The organism is Mucilaginibacter limnophilus, from assembly GCF_004005815.1.
Classification (GTDB): Bacteria; Bacteroidota; Bacteroidia; order Sphingobacteriales; family Sphingobacteriaceae; genus Mucilaginibacter; species Mucilaginibacter limnophilus.
Genome location: NZ_SACK01000001.1, coordinates 926,280 through 941,371, shown reverse-complemented (window position 1 = coordinate 941,371; position 15,092 = coordinate 926,280). Strand labels below are relative to the sequence as shown.

15 protein-coding genes are annotated in these 15,092 nt (G+C 41.8%); 9 read left to right on the top strand and 6 right to left on the bottom strand.

Annotated features, from left to right (window positions below; genetic code table 11):
• Positions 1 to 323: 323 nt before the first annotated feature.
• From EOD41_RS03880 to proS, 3 genes are all read right to left on the bottom strand, one after another.
• On the bottom strand, positions 324 to 1,088 hold the full coding sequence (locus EOD41_RS03880) for a TIGR02757 family protein (RefSeq protein ID WP_127703448.1): 765 nt from the start codon (positions 1,086 to 1,088) through the stop codon (positions 324 to 326).
• A 115-nt stretch (positions 1,089 to 1,203) separates the two neighbouring features.
• Positions 1,204 to 2,343 (bottom strand): cystathionine gamma-synthase, encoded by a 1,140-nt coding sequence (locus EOD41_RS03875; RefSeq protein WP_127703447.1) that lies wholly within the window; start codon positions 2,341 to 2,343, stop codon positions 1,204 to 1,206.
• Between the two features lie 101 nt (positions 2,344 to 2,444).
• Complete coding sequence (gene proS / locus EOD41_RS03870; RefSeq protein WP_127703446.1) at positions 2,445 to 3,917, bottom strand: proline--tRNA ligase; 1,473 nt, start codon at positions 3,915 to 3,917, stop codon at positions 2,445 to 2,447.
• 105 nt (positions 3,918 to 4,022) lie between these two features.
• Here proS and EOD41_RS03865 point away from each other — a divergent pair, with 105 nt between their 5' ends.
• Together EOD41_RS03865 and EOD41_RS03860 are read left to right on the top strand one after the other, a co-directional pair.
• On the top strand, positions 4,023 to 4,907 hold the full coding sequence (locus tag EOD41_RS03865) for a hypothetical protein (protein WP_127703445.1): 885 nt from the start codon (positions 4,023 to 4,025) through the stop codon (positions 4,905 to 4,907).
• A 26-nt stretch (positions 4,908 to 4,933) separates the two neighbouring features.
• Positions 4,934 to 6,487: an OmpP1/FadL family transporter gene (locus tag EOD41_RS03860; RefSeq protein ID WP_127703444.1), complete on the top strand. Its 1,554-nt coding sequence runs from the start codon at positions 4,934 to 4,936 to the stop codon at positions 6,485 to 6,487.
• A 128-nt stretch (positions 6,488 to 6,615) separates the two neighbouring features.
• Here EOD41_RS03860 and EOD41_RS03855 read toward each other — a convergent pair whose 3' ends face one another.
• Positions 6,616 to 7,095: a Dps family protein gene (locus EOD41_RS03855; RefSeq protein WP_127703443.1), complete on the bottom strand. Its 480-nt coding sequence runs from the start codon at positions 7,093 to 7,095 to the stop codon at positions 6,616 to 6,618.
• Positions 7,096 to 7,178: 83 nt separating this feature from the next.
• Between EOD41_RS03855 and EOD41_RS03850 the strand changes: the two genes are divergently transcribed.
• From EOD41_RS03850 to EOD41_RS03835, 4 genes are all read left to right on the top strand, one after another.
• The gene (locus EOD41_RS03850) at positions 7,179 to 7,958 is read left to right on the top strand and encodes a DUF4905 domain-containing protein (protein WP_127703442.1); all 780 of its coding nucleotides are present in this window, start codon (positions 7,179 to 7,181) and stop codon (positions 7,956 to 7,958) included.
• Positions 7,959 to 7,979: 21 nt separating this feature from the next.
• Complete coding sequence (locus tag EOD41_RS03845; protein ID WP_127703441.1) at positions 7,980 to 8,951, top strand: DPBB and LysM peptidoglycan-binding domain-containing protein; 972 nt, start codon at positions 7,980 to 7,982, stop codon at positions 8,949 to 8,951.
• Positions 8,944 to 9,576 carry a uridine kinase family protein gene (locus EOD41_RS03840; RefSeq protein WP_127703440.1) on the top strand — a complete coding sequence of 211 codons (633 nt, stop codon included), beginning with the start codon at positions 8,944 to 8,946 and terminating at the stop codon, positions 9,574 to 9,576. The genes EOD41_RS03845 and EOD41_RS03840 overlap by 8 nt, the downstream gene beginning before the upstream one ends.
• Positions 9,577 to 9,689: 113 nt before the next feature.
• On the top strand, positions 9,690 to 10,208 hold the full coding sequence (locus EOD41_RS03835) for a hypothetical protein (RefSeq protein ID WP_127703439.1): 519 nt from the start codon (positions 9,690 to 9,692) through the stop codon (positions 10,206 to 10,208).
• Between the two features lie 30 nt (positions 10,209 to 10,238).
• Here the strand turns inward: EOD41_RS03835 and EOD41_RS03830 are convergent, their stop codons facing one another.
• Together EOD41_RS03830 and EOD41_RS03825 are read right to left on the bottom strand one after the other, a co-directional pair.
• Positions 10,239 to 12,593, bottom strand: a complete 2,355-nt coding sequence (locus tag EOD41_RS03830) for an endonuclease MutS2 (RefSeq protein WP_127703438.1) — start codon at positions 12,591 to 12,593, stop codon at positions 10,239 to 10,241.
• Position 12,594: 1 nt separating this feature from the next.
• Complete coding sequence (locus EOD41_RS03825) at positions 12,595 to 13,077, bottom strand: DUF4296 domain-containing protein (protein ID WP_164849877.1); 483 nt, start codon at positions 13,075 to 13,077, stop codon at positions 12,595 to 12,597.
• Positions 13,078 to 13,117: 40 nt separating this feature from the next.
• On the opposite strand from EOD41_RS03825, the gene EOD41_RS03820 reads away from it, so the two are divergent.
• From EOD41_RS03820 to EOD41_RS03810, 3 genes are read left to right on the top strand one after another with little or no spacing between them, the layout of a single operon-like run.
• Positions 13,118 to 13,807 carry a YggS family pyridoxal phosphate-dependent enzyme gene (locus tag EOD41_RS03820; RefSeq protein WP_127703436.1) on the top strand — a complete coding sequence of 230 codons (690 nt, stop codon included), beginning with the start codon at positions 13,118 to 13,120 and terminating at the stop codon, positions 13,805 to 13,807.
• 1 nt (position 13,808) lies between these two features.
• Positions 13,809 to 14,276, top strand: coding sequence for a GNAT family N-acetyltransferase (locus EOD41_RS03815; protein WP_127703435.1), 468 nt, complete (start codon positions 13,809 to 13,811; stop codon positions 14,274 to 14,276).
• A gap of 11 nt (positions 14,277 to 14,287) precedes the next feature.
• Positions 14,288 to 15,091: a DUF3298 and DUF4163 domain-containing protein gene (locus EOD41_RS03810; RefSeq protein ID WP_127703434.1), complete on the top strand. Its 804-nt coding sequence runs from the start codon at positions 14,288 to 14,290 to the stop codon at positions 15,089 to 15,091.
• Position 15,092 lies beyond the last annotated feature (1 nt).

Below are 15,092 nucleotides of genomic sequence, written 5' to 3'. Positions count from 1 at the left end.
ATAATATTGGTTTATTTTAGAATGGTTAGTTGCAAAATCATTAAATCAATAAAACATTTTAGCAATAAAAATCGAGCAAAAAAGGGCAATTACACCATGATATACAGCGTATTTGAAAACGTTTTAGCAAGTAGTTCAAATAAAAGCACACCTGGTTACTGATGTGCCTTATATAGGTTTACAATTGGTATTATTTTGTAAATATAGTTGATTATTATTGATATAAACAATAGATGTTGATATTTTTTATGAGATAAGTTTACACGCTTAGTTTGTGTTAACTTGTTAATACATAATTAATAAACATTCGTTTGATCAATTGGCTAAAACTTTTCCTCTATCCCAAGTCCGAATAAGGCAAAATCATACTTAACCGGATCGGCAGGATCGAATTGGCGTAGATTATCAGTTAGTTCAACAGCGGTTTGCCAATCGGTTTGTTTACGCTGAATAAGGGTGAGTTTACGTGCTACCCTATCCACATGCAGGTCACACGGCATAATTAGGTCAGCAGGTTTAATTTTGTTCCAGATACCAAAGTCAACACCGTTATTGTCTTTGCGTACCATCCAGCGTAAAAACATATTAAGCCGCTTGCAGGTGGAGTTTTGCGATGGTGATGATACGTGCTTTTTTGTACGCTGCGGAAAATCAGGCAAAGACATAAAATACGAGCGAAAGCCCCCTAATCCCCTAAAGGGGGAATAATCGCCACCCGAGGGTATAAACGCGTCTTCTAAAGATTCAAACTTTTCATAGTGTTGCCTGAAGAAATGAATGAAGTACAGTGTATCTACATCATTAAACGTGCGGTGTTTAAAGCTGAGCAGCTTTTTAAGATCGGGTTCCTTGTGGTTAATGATGAAATCGTAAGGTGCGCCATCCATTAATCCTATTAGCTCTTTACATTTTTTAATGATGGTAACTCTTTGTCCCCATGCCAGTGTAGCAGCCCAAAAACCCATAATTTCGATATCCTGTTTTTTGCTGAACATATGCGGGATACAAACCGGGTCGTTAGCAATGAAATTGGGTTGGTTGTATTGGGCTACCTTGGCGTCGAGAAAAGCTTTGAGATTGTCTGTCATTTTACCCATTAAACGTCATTGCGAGGCACGAAGCAATCTCTACACATGCAGATCCACATGAAAAGTTCAGAGATTGCTTCGTACCTCGCAATGACGCGTTATTTATAATGTTCTGTTAAGCTAACGCTTGCTCCAAATCTTCCAGTAAATCGTCAATATCCTCTACCCCTACGCTAAGGCGCAATAAATTGTCGGTAACGCCTACCTTTTCGCGGACTTCCTTTGGTATCGAGCCATGGGTCATGGTTGGCGGGTGGTTAACAAGCGATTCAACACCGCCCAATGATTCCGCCAGTGAGAATACTTTGAATGACGATGCTACTTTAAAAGTATCTTCAAGCGAAGCGTCTTTCAGGGTAATTGATATCATACCACCAAAATCGCGCATTTGTTTTTTGGCAACCGCATAACCCGGCGAATCTTCAAAGCCCGGCCAGTACACTTTATCTATCTTCGGATGATTTTTCAGGTATTCGGCAATTTTACGTCCATTTTCGCAATGCGCTTTCATGCGCAAATGCAGGGTTTTTATACCACGCAACACCAAAAAGCTATCCTGCGGACCCGGAGTAGCGCCGCAGGCATTGTAAATAAACCATAATCGTTTGTAAAGCTCTTCATCATTCATTACCAGCGCTCCCATTACCACATCACTATGGCCGCCAATATATTTGGTAACTGAATGCATTACGATATTGGCTCCTAAATCAATCGGATTTTGCAGGTATGGCGAAGCAAAGGTATTATCAACTACCAATGTAGCTTTTACGTCTTTTGCGATTTTGCTTACCGCTTCTATATCCACAATTTGCATCATGGGGTTGGTTGGCGTTTCAACCCAAATCAGCTTAGTATTTTCGTTAACGTAGTTGCGGATATTCTCCGGATCGTTAAAGCTTATAAAGTGAAATTTTATACCGTAGTTAGCAAATATCTTAGTGAAGATACGATATGAACCACCGTACAGGTCGTCGCCTGTAATAACTTCATCGCCTGGTTTTAGCAGCTTCATCACGGCATCAGTTGCACCCATACCGCTCGAAAAGGCCAAGCCAAACCTGGCGTTTTCTAAAGCCGCAAGGCAATCTTCCAATGCCTTACGGGTTGGGTTAGTACCACGCGAATATTCATACCCCTTATTATCGCCCGGCGATTTTTGCCAGTAGGTAGACGTTTGATATATCGGCGTCATTACCGCGCCTGTTGTTGGATCGGGCTCCTGCCCTGCATGTATAGCTTTGGTTGCGAATTTCATTTAGTTGGTGCTTTCAGCATGGTCCATAGTCGATAGTCAATGGACCATAGTAAAACTTATTTTCAGCCATGGACTATCGACCATTGACTATGGACTTGTTATTAATACGCCCTCGCAAACAGTACCCTCTGGCTCGAAGGCTTGCCTGTCAAAATACAAACACCTTCTTCCTGCTCGTTATTCAAAGGTATGCAACGTATTGTCGCTTTGGTTTCATCTTTTATTTTTTGCTCGGTTTCAGGTGTGCCGTCCCAATGTGCTGATATAAAGCCCGGTTTCTCGTCGAGCAGGCGTTTGAATTCATCGTAACTGTCAACTTTGGTTATGTTTTCAGCCCTGAAATCAAAGGCTTTTTTATAGATATTAGCCTGGATATCCTCAAGCAGTTGCTCAATATGATTAGCCAAACCTTCCTGGTTAACTGTTTCTTTTGTTTTAGTGTCACGACGAGCAAGTTCAACAGTACCGTTCTGCATGTCACGGCTGCCGATGGCAACGCGCAATGGCACGCCTTTCAATTCATATTCGGCAAATTTAAAGCCCGGGCGTTGGGTATCGCGGTCGTCAAATTTTACTGATATGCCTTTTGCTTTAAGTTCGGCAGTTAAACCTTTTACATATGTGCTGATGTTTTGTAGCTCTTCATCGTGTTTATAAATTGGCACGATAACTACCTGTATAGGCGCCAGCTTTGGCGGAAGCACAAGTCCTGCATCATCAGAGTGCGCCATAATCAGCGCCCCGATCAAACGGGTTGATACACCCCATGAAGTAGCCCAAACGTAATCCAGTTTACCCTCTTTATTTGCAAATTTCACATCGAATGCCTTGGCAAAGTTCTGCCCTAAAAAGTGTGAGGTTCCTGCCTGAAGTGCTTTACCATCCTGCATAAGCGCTTCGATACAATAGGTATCAAGTGCGCCGGCAAAACGCTCGTTTGGTGTTTTACGGCCTTTTACCACCGGTAATGCCAGCCAGTTTTCGGCGAAGTCGGCATAAACATCTAACATCTGTTCGGTTTCTGCAATGGCTTCTTCAGCGGTAGCGTGGGCTGTATGGCCTTCCTGCCATAAAAATTCGCTGGTACGCAAAAACATACGCGTACGCATTTCCCAGCGCATAACGTTGGCCCACTGATTCACCAGTATAGGCAAATCGCGGTACGATTGTATCCACCCTTTATAAGTATTCCAGATAATGGTTTCTGAAGTAGGGCGTATAATCAGCTCTTCTTCAAGCTTTGCTTCGCTATCAACAATAATCTGCCCGTCTTCGTCGTTCTTGAGGCGGTAATGAGTTACCACCGCGCATTCTTTTGCGAAGCCTTCCACGTGGCTGGCTTCTTTCGAAAAGAAAGATTTTGGAATCAGTAAAGGGAAATAAGCATTGCTATGACCGGTGTCTTTGAACATTTTATCAAGCACCGACTGCATTTTTTCCCATATAGAATACCCATATGGCTTAATTATCATACAGCCGCGCACAGGTGAATACTCGGCCATATCAGCTTTTATCACTAACTCATTAAACCATTGCGAATAATCTTCGTCTTTACTGATAATACCTTTGCTCATTTTATATTGTGGAATGAAATTTGACCTGACAATTATTAACTAATGCCGCCAAATTTATAAATTTATCAGTTATTTGAACTCGAAAACTTTTTACTAAACATATACATGAAACATCATATTATACCGGGAGTAATTTTAATCAGCGCAATGGCGCTGGCCTCCTGTTCAACGCCAAAACTTGCATCTACCGGCGCTACCGACGACGTTTATAACACTCAGGCGAGAGCCGGCGAGGCGCCTGTATACGCCGAGCGTCCTGTTTATCGTGATGAGAATGAACCTTCTGATGACGGTTACGAGGATGATTATTACACAGGCGACGACGACTATTATTACTATGACGATTACGCGTCGCGCATAAACCGTTTTGGTTATTTTTCGCCGTTTGGTTATTACGATAACCTTTACTATGGCTACGCGCCTTATGGCCCGAGCTATGGTCTAGGTCTTGGCTGGAATAGCTGGGGCGGCTGGAACGCCGGAATCGGCTTAGGCTGGGGTGGTTTAGGTTATGGCTATTCACCATACTGGGGTTCTCCGTGGGGATACGGTTACGGTGGTTTAGGTTACGGAGGCTTTTACTCGCCGTATTCATATTGGGGTACAGGTTGGGGCGGTTATCCGTACTGGGGTGTATACTCTGCTTACCGGAGTAACCCTCGCCCTTACATGGGCGGCACTTTTGCTAACGGTACCCGGAATGTGTTAAGCAACGGAATTGGCCGCAGTACTGTGCGTAGTGGTTATTACCCCGGAGTACGTAATAGTAGTGTTGCCGGACGTGGCGTTCGTACAAATAATTCGGCCGGTCGTGGGGTAAGACAATCAAGTGACGGCGGACGTAGCGCAAGGCCATCTTATACTCCACCTTCACGTCCGTCATATAGCCCGCCATCTAACAGTGGCAGCAGCGGCCGTTCTTCAGGCGGAAGTTTTGGTGGCGGCGGCGGTGGTGGCCGTTCAGGCGGTGGCAGAGGAGGCCGTAACTAATTCTATCTATCCATTATAACACTGATATGAAAGCTAAATATATTCTACCCGTAATTGCACTTGCTGCACTTACACAAGGCGCCTATGCCCAATACGCACAGGATGCCATAAATTTTTCGAGTTCACAATCCGGTTCTACTTCCCGGGTTAAAGCCCTTGGTAATGCAGGTACTGCATTAGGCGGCGACTTAAGTTCCATCAGTATCAACCCTGCCGGTATCGGTTTTTTCACCGGTTCTGAACTAAGCATAACACCTGAATTTAATGGCAGTAAAACCAGCTCAATATTGTATGGAAATCGCAGCCAGTCAACAAAAAACAGTTTCAATCTGAATAATGCGGCCGTGGTGTTCTATTCTCAGTTACGGAATAACAATTCGGATAAAACCAAAGGCTGGCTTAGTCTCAATTTTGGCGCATCGTATAATCGCACAAGTAATTTCTATAATAATGCTTTAGTAAGTGGCCAAAACACAGGATCTGGCAGTTCTATAGCCGATTTTTATGCTGAATTAGGTACTAATTTCAATTATGTGCCAAGCGGTTCAACTATACCTGACTTTTCAGACAGCCCTTTAGCGGGTATTGCCTATAGCCATGGATTGACAGTTACTGACGGACCGGTTCAGCAGGATAATGGTGTTGGCTATTTTTCAATTGTGCCTACTACGGCAGTTGGACCTAATCAAAGAGTGAACTACCTACGTGAAGGCGGCGCATCAGAAGTTAACTTAGCACTTGGCGCAAATCATAGCAATAACTTTTATATAGGTTTTGGCATTGGGATTACTTCTTTAAGAAGTGATTTCTCAAGTACATTTACTGAATCGGGCGTTGAAAATGGCACCGGTGGTGGCGCATACAATACATCTCTTTTAGTCGACCAATCAGTTAGAGGTACAGGTTTTAATGCTAAACTGGGTGCTATTTACAGGCCATCAAAAGCTTTACGTTTAGGTGCAACCATTACCACGCCAACCTGGTATAACATGGAGGAAATATACTCAGAAACTGTTGAAACGCGGTTTGGTAATGAAGGACTGCAAAGGGATGGTAACGATTATCAAACACAATATAATCTGACAATGCCTTTCCGTGCTTCTTTTGGTGCTGCAGTATTTATAGGTGATAGAGGCTTTATCACCGGCGACGTTGAATATGTTGATTACAAAGGCACTAAGCTAAGCAGCGACGATTTTGATATGTCGGTTGATAATGATGATATCGATTATCTGTACAAATCAACCTTAAACTATAAAGTTGGCGCCGAACTTCGCGCTACCGATAATTTCTTTGTGCGTGGCGGTTATAACATTCAATCAAGCCCAAATAAGTTCACAGGCTATAATGCCGCTATCAATAACGAAAGACAGCAAGACGCTATTAAAACTGTAAGCGGCGGCCTTGGTTACCGCAAAGGCGCTTATTACATCGACGCGACCTACAGCCATTCATCAGGAAATTATTACTATGCGCCTTATATGTTTAACGGCACTTTCAATGGCGATGTTGTAAATCCGGATGTGAATTTAAAACGCACTTACAATAACGTATTCCTGACACTTGGATTTAGATTCTAACGATTATAGTCGGGAGTCATAAACCAGTTAGACAAAAGAATAACTTCAATACGAAAAAGCCCTGCTAATTATTAGCAGGGCTTTTTCGTATCTTAATTCTTGACTCCTGTCTCTTGAATCCAAAAAGATTAGTCTTCGTTTACAAATGAACGCAGCATCCAGGTGTTCTTTTCTTTGAACTGCATAAAGCGGTTTACCATATCATTGGTGCCATCGTCGCCTGCTTCGGCGGTTACGTCTAATATTTCACGCTCATGCTCTATAAGGGCCGCCATATCATCAATAATAGCTTTAACCATATCAGTATCCGGCATGCCAATAGTGTTCACTTCTTTTATAGTTGATGTATTAATATAGTCGGCAAAAGTGCTGTAAGGCGGTTTGCCTAAAGTTAATATACGTTCGGCAAGCTCATCAATAGTTGTGAGCGCTTCAGTGTATAATTCTTCAAACTTGGCATGAAGGGTAAAAAAACTTCTGCCTTTTATATTCCAGTGGCAACCACGCAGTTTCTGATAATGTATGTGATAGTTTGCCAGCAAATCGTTAAGCATGTCAACTATTGGTTTTACCTTGCGCTCTTCAAGGCTTATTTTTTCAGCTTCCATAAGATTTAAATTAAATGTTGATTGTTAAACATTGCTATAGTTGCAATGTTTGTCAAAACTATAAACTGTTTCGGATATAAACAGTGATATTTGTCAACTATATGTTAAGTGTGTATCCTGATATAACAAAAAAGTTTGAAGGCGAGATATGGCGCCTTGAAATAGATGACAAGACCAACAATCTTCTGTTAGAAATACGTAATGAAGCTGATAAGCAGGTAAGTTTTGCTTCACTAAATATTGAAACAGGAAAAGTTAATTTTGAAGATTTTACACTTGATGAAAGGTGGCTGGCCGGGTTAGAATCTGCCTATAAAGGAGTGTTGCTGTTGCATAACTATGAATCGGCCAATGCACCTGTACACAAGGCAGTGATAGCTATTGATGAGCAAACCGGCGAAACACTGTGGAGTAATTATACCATGGCATTTGACCATTTATCGGTTAACGGCCCGGTGGTTTATAGCACACAATTTCTTCCTAAAAAGCTTTATGTAGCTGATATACAAACCGGATTTATGATTCGGCCTTACAACGCTGTAATCGATACAGAGTTTACAAATACGATAACGGTGCCCGACATGGTTGACGCCAGTGCAATTGCAAGCCTAAATATCCCTATTGAGCCTTACGGCGGCTTTGTCCATTATGTTGAATATAATGGGTACAGAATTGTATCTTTGCACACCCGCGGCGAAAGGTCACTTGAACAATACTTGTTTATTATTGATAAAAACGGCGGCGTTAACAAAGTTTTATTGAATACGGATATACAAAAATTACAGCCCGAGGCGTTTGTATTACATAAAAACCGGCTCATCTGCCTTAAAAACAAAACTGAAGTTTTGATTTTTAAATTATAAGTAACTGTATTTAAATTAATTATGAAGTTTAAACTGACTATTCTATTTATATTATCCACTATATTTTCTTCAACTGTTTTTGCTGCTTCTTTCAGAGATTCAATAGGCGTTGAAAACAATAACGGAAAAAAAGTTATACTCCACAAACTCGACCCTAAAGACAATTATTATTCCATAGGACGTCGGTACAATGTAAAACCCAACCTGATTATTCAATATAACAACAACGCAGCGTTACGTATAGGAAATATTATAAAAGTACCTACCGAATTACCTTTCGATCAACAAAGCACTGCGCCAGGTACTGTTGTAACCCAGCAACCAAAAACCACCACCGTTCCTCCTGTTGTACAGGAAAATCGTCCGGTAGTTACACAACAACCTCAGCAAACTACACCTGCAGCCACTACTGCCGACCAGCCGCAAACGCAGGATTATAAGGTATCAGCAGGCGAAACATTGTATGCTATCGCACGTCGTTTCAATGTAAAGGTTGAACAGCTGATTGCTTTAAATAAATTAAAATCGAACTATTTGTCACCCGGTCAGGTAATAAAAGTACCTGCAACCACTGCTGCCACACAGCCGCAGCCTGCTCCAGCGCAAACAGAAACCGTTGTGATTGAGCAGCCCACTGCCGTTCGCGATTCAACAATGCCTGTATCAACTGATAGTACTACCACCGGCGTTCGTCCTAACCGTTTTGGTTTGTATGAAAAAAACGAGCGTGGTGTGGCTACCTGGCTTGATGAGGAAGGACTGGATCCTAACAAAAAACTGGTATTGCACCGTACAGCGCCAATTGGCACGGTGATAAAGATTACCAACACCATGACTAACCGTACAACCTTTGCCAAAGTGGTTGGCCGCTTTACCGACAATCAGGCTACTAAAGATGTGGTTATTGTTATGACAAAGAACGTTGCCGAATCATTAGGCGCATTAGATAAACGCTTTCATGTAACCCTGAGCTACGGCACTACTAATGAATAAACCGTACGTAATTGGCATAGCCGGTGGCAGCGGCTCTGGCAAAACTTTTTTTTTGAGGTGTTTTCTTGAACATTTTTCAACAGACGAGGTTTGCCTTGTATCGCAGGACGACTATTATTTCCCCGTTGCCCACAACATGACGGCTGAGGAAAACAAGCTATACAACTTCGACCTGCCTGCAACAATAGATCACGAGCACTTTGAGCGTGACATTGAAGATCTGTTAAACTACAAATCAATAACCAAACAGGAATATACGTTTAACAATCCGCACGCTACGCCTAAAACACTTGAAATAAAACCTGCCCCCATACTGATAGTTGAGGGCTTGTTCATTCTGCACTTTCGAAAAATAGCTGACGTGCTTGACCTGAGAGTATTTATTGACGCCGATGAAGAAGTTGCGCTTCAACGCCGTTTAAAACGTGATTTGATTGAGCGCGGCTACTCAAATGAAGATGTGCTATATAAATGGGTTAACCATGTTGTGCCGGCCTATAAGGAATACCTTCTGCCCTACAAATCAGAATGCCAGAAAATTATTACTAACAACAGCCATGTAGCAGCAGATATTATTTGTGTTACAGAAGGCATTGCTAAAGAACTTCGGCAAAACGTTTTATAGTTATGTTTGCTTGCAAAGCATATAGTAATTATAGCATTTCCACTCAAAACCGTAAAAAATCAAACAATTTTTTGCCGTTAAGCATTATCATTATACATCTAACATAAAAAATTATGAGCGCCTATAATGATGATCAACAGAACCCGTCAACTACTAACGGAGCCAATGCTTACAAGGTTGACGATGATAATAATCCAACGGAAAAAGACCTGACAAAAGGTTTATTCGGCGGCGAAATGCAGGATGCCGATGCGCCCGGGATGGAAGCTGAAGGGCAAGGCGGCCATAAATTTGGTGAAAACAATTTGACACCTTCCGGAGATGATAAAAACAACCCATCGCAAAATGCCGGTTATGGCAACGAATATTTTAAGAGAAGCGAACCATCTCAGGAAGTTGCCGGAGACAACAATTTCAGGCCTGAAGGAGAAGAAGGTTATGTAGAGGGTACATCTGATAATGATGGCACCAACACAGGTGGTGAAACCGGAGCCGCGGGATATAACGAAGCACCAGAGCAACAAAAAGTTGGTGGTGCTACCGGTCCCGGAGAACCGGGCACGGCTGATTACAAACCTGAATACGATGAAGGAACACCTGATTACGGCAGTGATAGTCCGGATAATAAATAACACAAAAAGGCAGTTTTTAAGCTGCCTTTCTTATTTTAAATACACATAGGTAATCCCATCGCCTCCCCTATCAGCGTGTTCGTCTTCCATGTGGCTAACCTGGTCGTACTTTCGCAAATATTCGCGTATTAACTTACGTAATATGCCGTCGCCCTTGCCATGTAGTATTTTTATATTATTAACACTCATCATCAGCGCGCGGTCAAGCACACGTTCAATAGCATACAACGCCTCATCGCCGCGCATACCGCGCACATCAATCTCCGGACTAAAGCTGGCATAATCATTTGTGCTGGACAAAGAACTTCTTCTCACCTCTTTTGGCACCTGTGCTTTTGATACTTTTTGAACCCGTTTTTTCTTAGCTACCGTACGCAGGTCACCTATCGCTATAACAACGTTATCCTTGTTTACCTCGATAACCTGCCCTGTAGTTTCCGAGTCCGTCAGCTTTACCCAGTCGCCTGCCTTAATCTCTTCGTCATTCTTTTTAACAGGTTCGGGTTTAACAATAGTCTTTTTGAGTTCGTTGTTGAGGTTTTCGCGTAACTTGCGTGTTTCTTCTTTGTCAGCATTACTGCTTTTTATACCTGCTATGGTATTTTCAACAAGTTTATTTGCGTTTAAAATGATGTTCTGTGCTTCCTGCTTGGCATTTCTCAACAGCATTTTGCGATTTTCATCGAGAAAGCTTTTTAGCTTTTCGTTTTCAGAAAGCACCAGGTTCAAATGTTTTTGCTGCCTGTCTAACTTTACTTTTGTATCAAATATTTCCTTCTTTTCCCGTTCAAGATCAACAAGCAATGTATCAACTTTTTTCTGCCCGGCACTTATTTTGTTTTTTGCAAGATTAAGCACATTTGCAGGCAAGCCTATCTTTTGTGCAATTTCAAACGCATATGAACTTCCGGGTTTACCAACTTCCAGTACATAAAGCGGCCTCATTTCACGGTTATCAAACAACATGGAAGCGTTTTCAAGCCCTTCAGTATTGCTGGCAAATATTTTAAGATTTGAATAGTGAGTAGTTACCATACCTTTCACCTTTTTATGATTGAGGGCTTCAAGTACCGCCTCGGCGATAGGACCCCCAAATTGCGGATCAGTACCGGTACCAAACTCATCAATCAGGATCATGGTTTTACCGTTCGCGTTTTCCGCAAAATGCTTCATCTTGCTTAAATGCGCGCTGTAGGTACTAAGGTCGCTTTCTATCGACTGGTCGTCGCCAATATCAACAAATAGCTGCTTAAATACGCCGGCTACGCTGTTATCGGCTGCAGGTATAAGCAAGCCCGACTGCACCATCATTTGCAACAGGCCAACGGTTTTCATACAAACTGATTTACCACCTGCGTTTGGCCCCGAAACCACTATAACACGTGTACTTTCATCAATATGTACATTTAAAGGAACCACTGTTTTACCTTCTTTTTTGAAGTTAAGGTACAATAAGGGATGGCGGGCATTAACCAGTTTCAGCTTTGCCTCATTTACTACCTCAGGCATTTCGCCTTCAATTTGTATGGCGAATAATGACTTTGCACGCACAAAATCAAGCTTGGTCAATAGTCCATGATAGGATAATAGCAACGGCACAAACGGTCGCAGTTCATCTGTCAAAGCAGTGAGTATCTTTACTATCTCACGGCGGCGGTCAAACTCCAAATCACGTATGCGATTATTCAGCGTAAAAACTTCTTCAGGTTCAATATACACAGTTTGGCCTGATGCAGATTCGTCATGCACAAAACCTTTAAGTTTACGCTTGTTTTCGGCAAGTAATGGAATACAAAGCCTGCCATCACGAATAGTTAACGAACCGTCGGCTGTCCAGTTATTGGCTGCTGCACTCTTAAATATCTGGTCGATTTTCCGGCGGGCTTCCTGCTCGGCTTTTGCAATACCCGATGTAATTTCCATCAGTTCGCGGGAAGCGTTTGGGCGTATTTTGCCTTTTTCGTCAATTACCTGCCCTATGCTTTTCAGTATCGACCGCTCTATTGGCAAATGCTCAAACAGCGCTTCAAGGTTAGGATATTGACCTTCCCGTTCGTTAAAGTAAGCTATAACCGCGAACACTGTACTAAGCGATGCCTGTACCTGGTAAAACTCATCTTCGGTTAAAAAAGCGCCCTCAATGCGTGCCTTGTTTGCCAGCGTTTTAATATCAAAAAAATGCTGTATTGGCAGCGCGGTGTCGTTTTGTAAAATATTTTTAAACTCGTGCGCCTGGCTCAGGAACTTTTTTATCTGGTCGAAATTATTCATTACCTGAATTCTATCAACCATCTGCTGACCCATAGTACTCAGGCAATTTGCTTTTATCAGCTCTTTTATTTCGTTAAAGCCAAGTTTATCAGCACTGTTATCAGGGTATAACATGTTATTCTTTTAAATTCTTGCTGCGTGGAAACGGTCTTTTAAGTTTACCACGAAGTCTGTTTTTTATAGTGTCTGCCTGCCTGTACCTTACCACCGTAGGTTTAGTAAGCTGTTTTTTGGCATTAGCTGCAGTTTCTTTTTGAAACACCTTGTTCAGGGAATCAGATTTTGTTTGAAGCTTTTTTAATACTTCATCATAAACGGCCAGCAGTTCTTCAGGTTTTGAAGCGTAGTATTTCAGGCTTTTGGTAAACTGCGCAGAATCAGTATGATGATTTTTAAAAACGTTTTGATAACGACCTGTACCATACTTGTATAAAGTATCAGGCGCACCCGAAACTGCAAGCATGGTACCATTGGTTATATGCACATCGGCCAGTACATTGGCCATCTGCTTTTCGTCTAAAATTCCTTTGGGTCGGTCGTCATTGCAGGAACATAAAATCAGCAATGCTGAAAAAAACAAACCTATATATTTACTCATTCTGTAATTTAGCAGCCTAATCCGCAAAATTACGCATAATATGAGCATTGCCGATAATATAAAGGAACTAAAAAAAGAAACTGATGCCATAAATGTAACGCTTGTTGCTGTATCAAAAACTAAGTCGGCCGATGAAATATTAGAGGCTTACCATGCAGGACAACGTTTATTTGGTGAGAATAATGTACAGGAGTTAGTAGAAAAGTATGAAAATCTTCCAAAAGATATAGAATGGCACCTTATAGGGCACTTGCAAACCAATAAAGTAAAATATATTGCGCCGTTTATCAGCATGATAGAATCTGTTGACAGCCTTAAATTGTTGCAGGAAATTAATAAACACGGACTAAAAAACAACCGTGTTATTAACTGCCTGCTGCAAATATACATAGCTGATGAAGACAGCAAATTCGGGCTTGGTTTTGATGAAACAATTGAACTCCTGCGGTCAGAGGAGTTTCAACAATTGAAAAACGTACAGATCCGCGGATTGATGGGCATTGCAACTAACACCGAAAACCCAAAGCAAATAAAAGAAGAGTTTTATGAGCTGCACACCTTTTTTGATGGTATAAAACAAAGCTATTTCAGAAAGGATGACCAGTTCTCGGTACTATCAATGGGTATGTCGTCAGATTATAAGATTGCGATTGAACAAGGCAGCAACCAGGTTAGGCTTGGCAGTACCATATTTGGCAGCAGGATTATTAAACACTGGAAAAACAACTGATATGCAGGTACATTTACGTGTTGCCGTTAAAGATGATTGCCGCCGTTTGCTCGAACTGGTTACCGAGCTGGCTATTTACGAACGCGAACCAAATGCCGTGACCGTTACGCTGGAAGAATTTGAGGAAGCCGGCTTTGGTAACAAACCGGTTTGGAGAGCTTTTGTAGCCGAAGTTGACGGGCTGATTGTTGGCTTTGCATTGTATTACATCCGTTTTTCTACATGGAAGGGATGCCGGTTATACCTTGAAGATTTTTATGTTACCCAAGCCATGCGCGGTCGTGGTATCGGCAAACTTTTGTTTGATAGGATCATACAGGAAGCACAAGAATACGGCTTTAACGGAATGACGTGGCAGGTGCTCGATTGGAATGAACCGGCTATTAATTTTTACAGAAAATATAACGCGGCAATTGATGCCGGATGGCTTAACGCAAGCCTGAGCAAAGAACAATTACTGGAGTTTTAAGTTATTTCCGCATGAAATATACATTTTTAGTTTTGCTTATAGCTTTCGCCCTGTTTAGTTCGTGTGAGTGGGGCGTTCCGGCTAAAAAGGACAGTGGCATATTTACAGATACTTTAATTTATCAATACAAAACCATTGAAGAGCGGGACACTAACTGCGGTAAAGGAAAAGATAGCGCCTGCACACATGCTGTAATCCAATATCCTGAATTTGGTGAGCAACAAAAGCTTAACGATAGTATTGAGAAAAAGCTATTAATAATGTTTGCAATGGATGACAAGGCCGACAGCTCGTTACAAGCTTATGCCAGGAACATTCTTGTTAAATTCCGTGATTTCAAAAAGGATTTTCCGGAAGCAAAAATGTATTTCGAACTGGAAAGCCATGCCAAAGTATTGCATCAGGACTCAGGTATTGTAGCGATTGAGGTTAGCGGTTACACATTTCAAGGCGGCGCGCATGGCGCAAGTTATACCGGTTTTATCAATTGGGATACAAAAGCAAATAAAGAATTTAAGTTGAGTGATATACTGATTGATAATTACAAAGACAGCCTTACACGTGTTGCAGAAAAGATATTCAGGAAACAGGAAATGCTCAGCGATACCGCATCACTCGCACGGGATTATTTCTTCACTAATGATAAGTTCGCGCTTAACGATAACTTCATGATCACCCCTATCGGACTGAAATTTTTATACAATCAGTACGAAATTAAACCTTACGCGGCAGGGCAAACAGAATTGCTTATCCCCTACGCTCAAATCAAACCGTTAATACGGCGCAATACAGCCGTTGCTCAATATGTTAAATAAA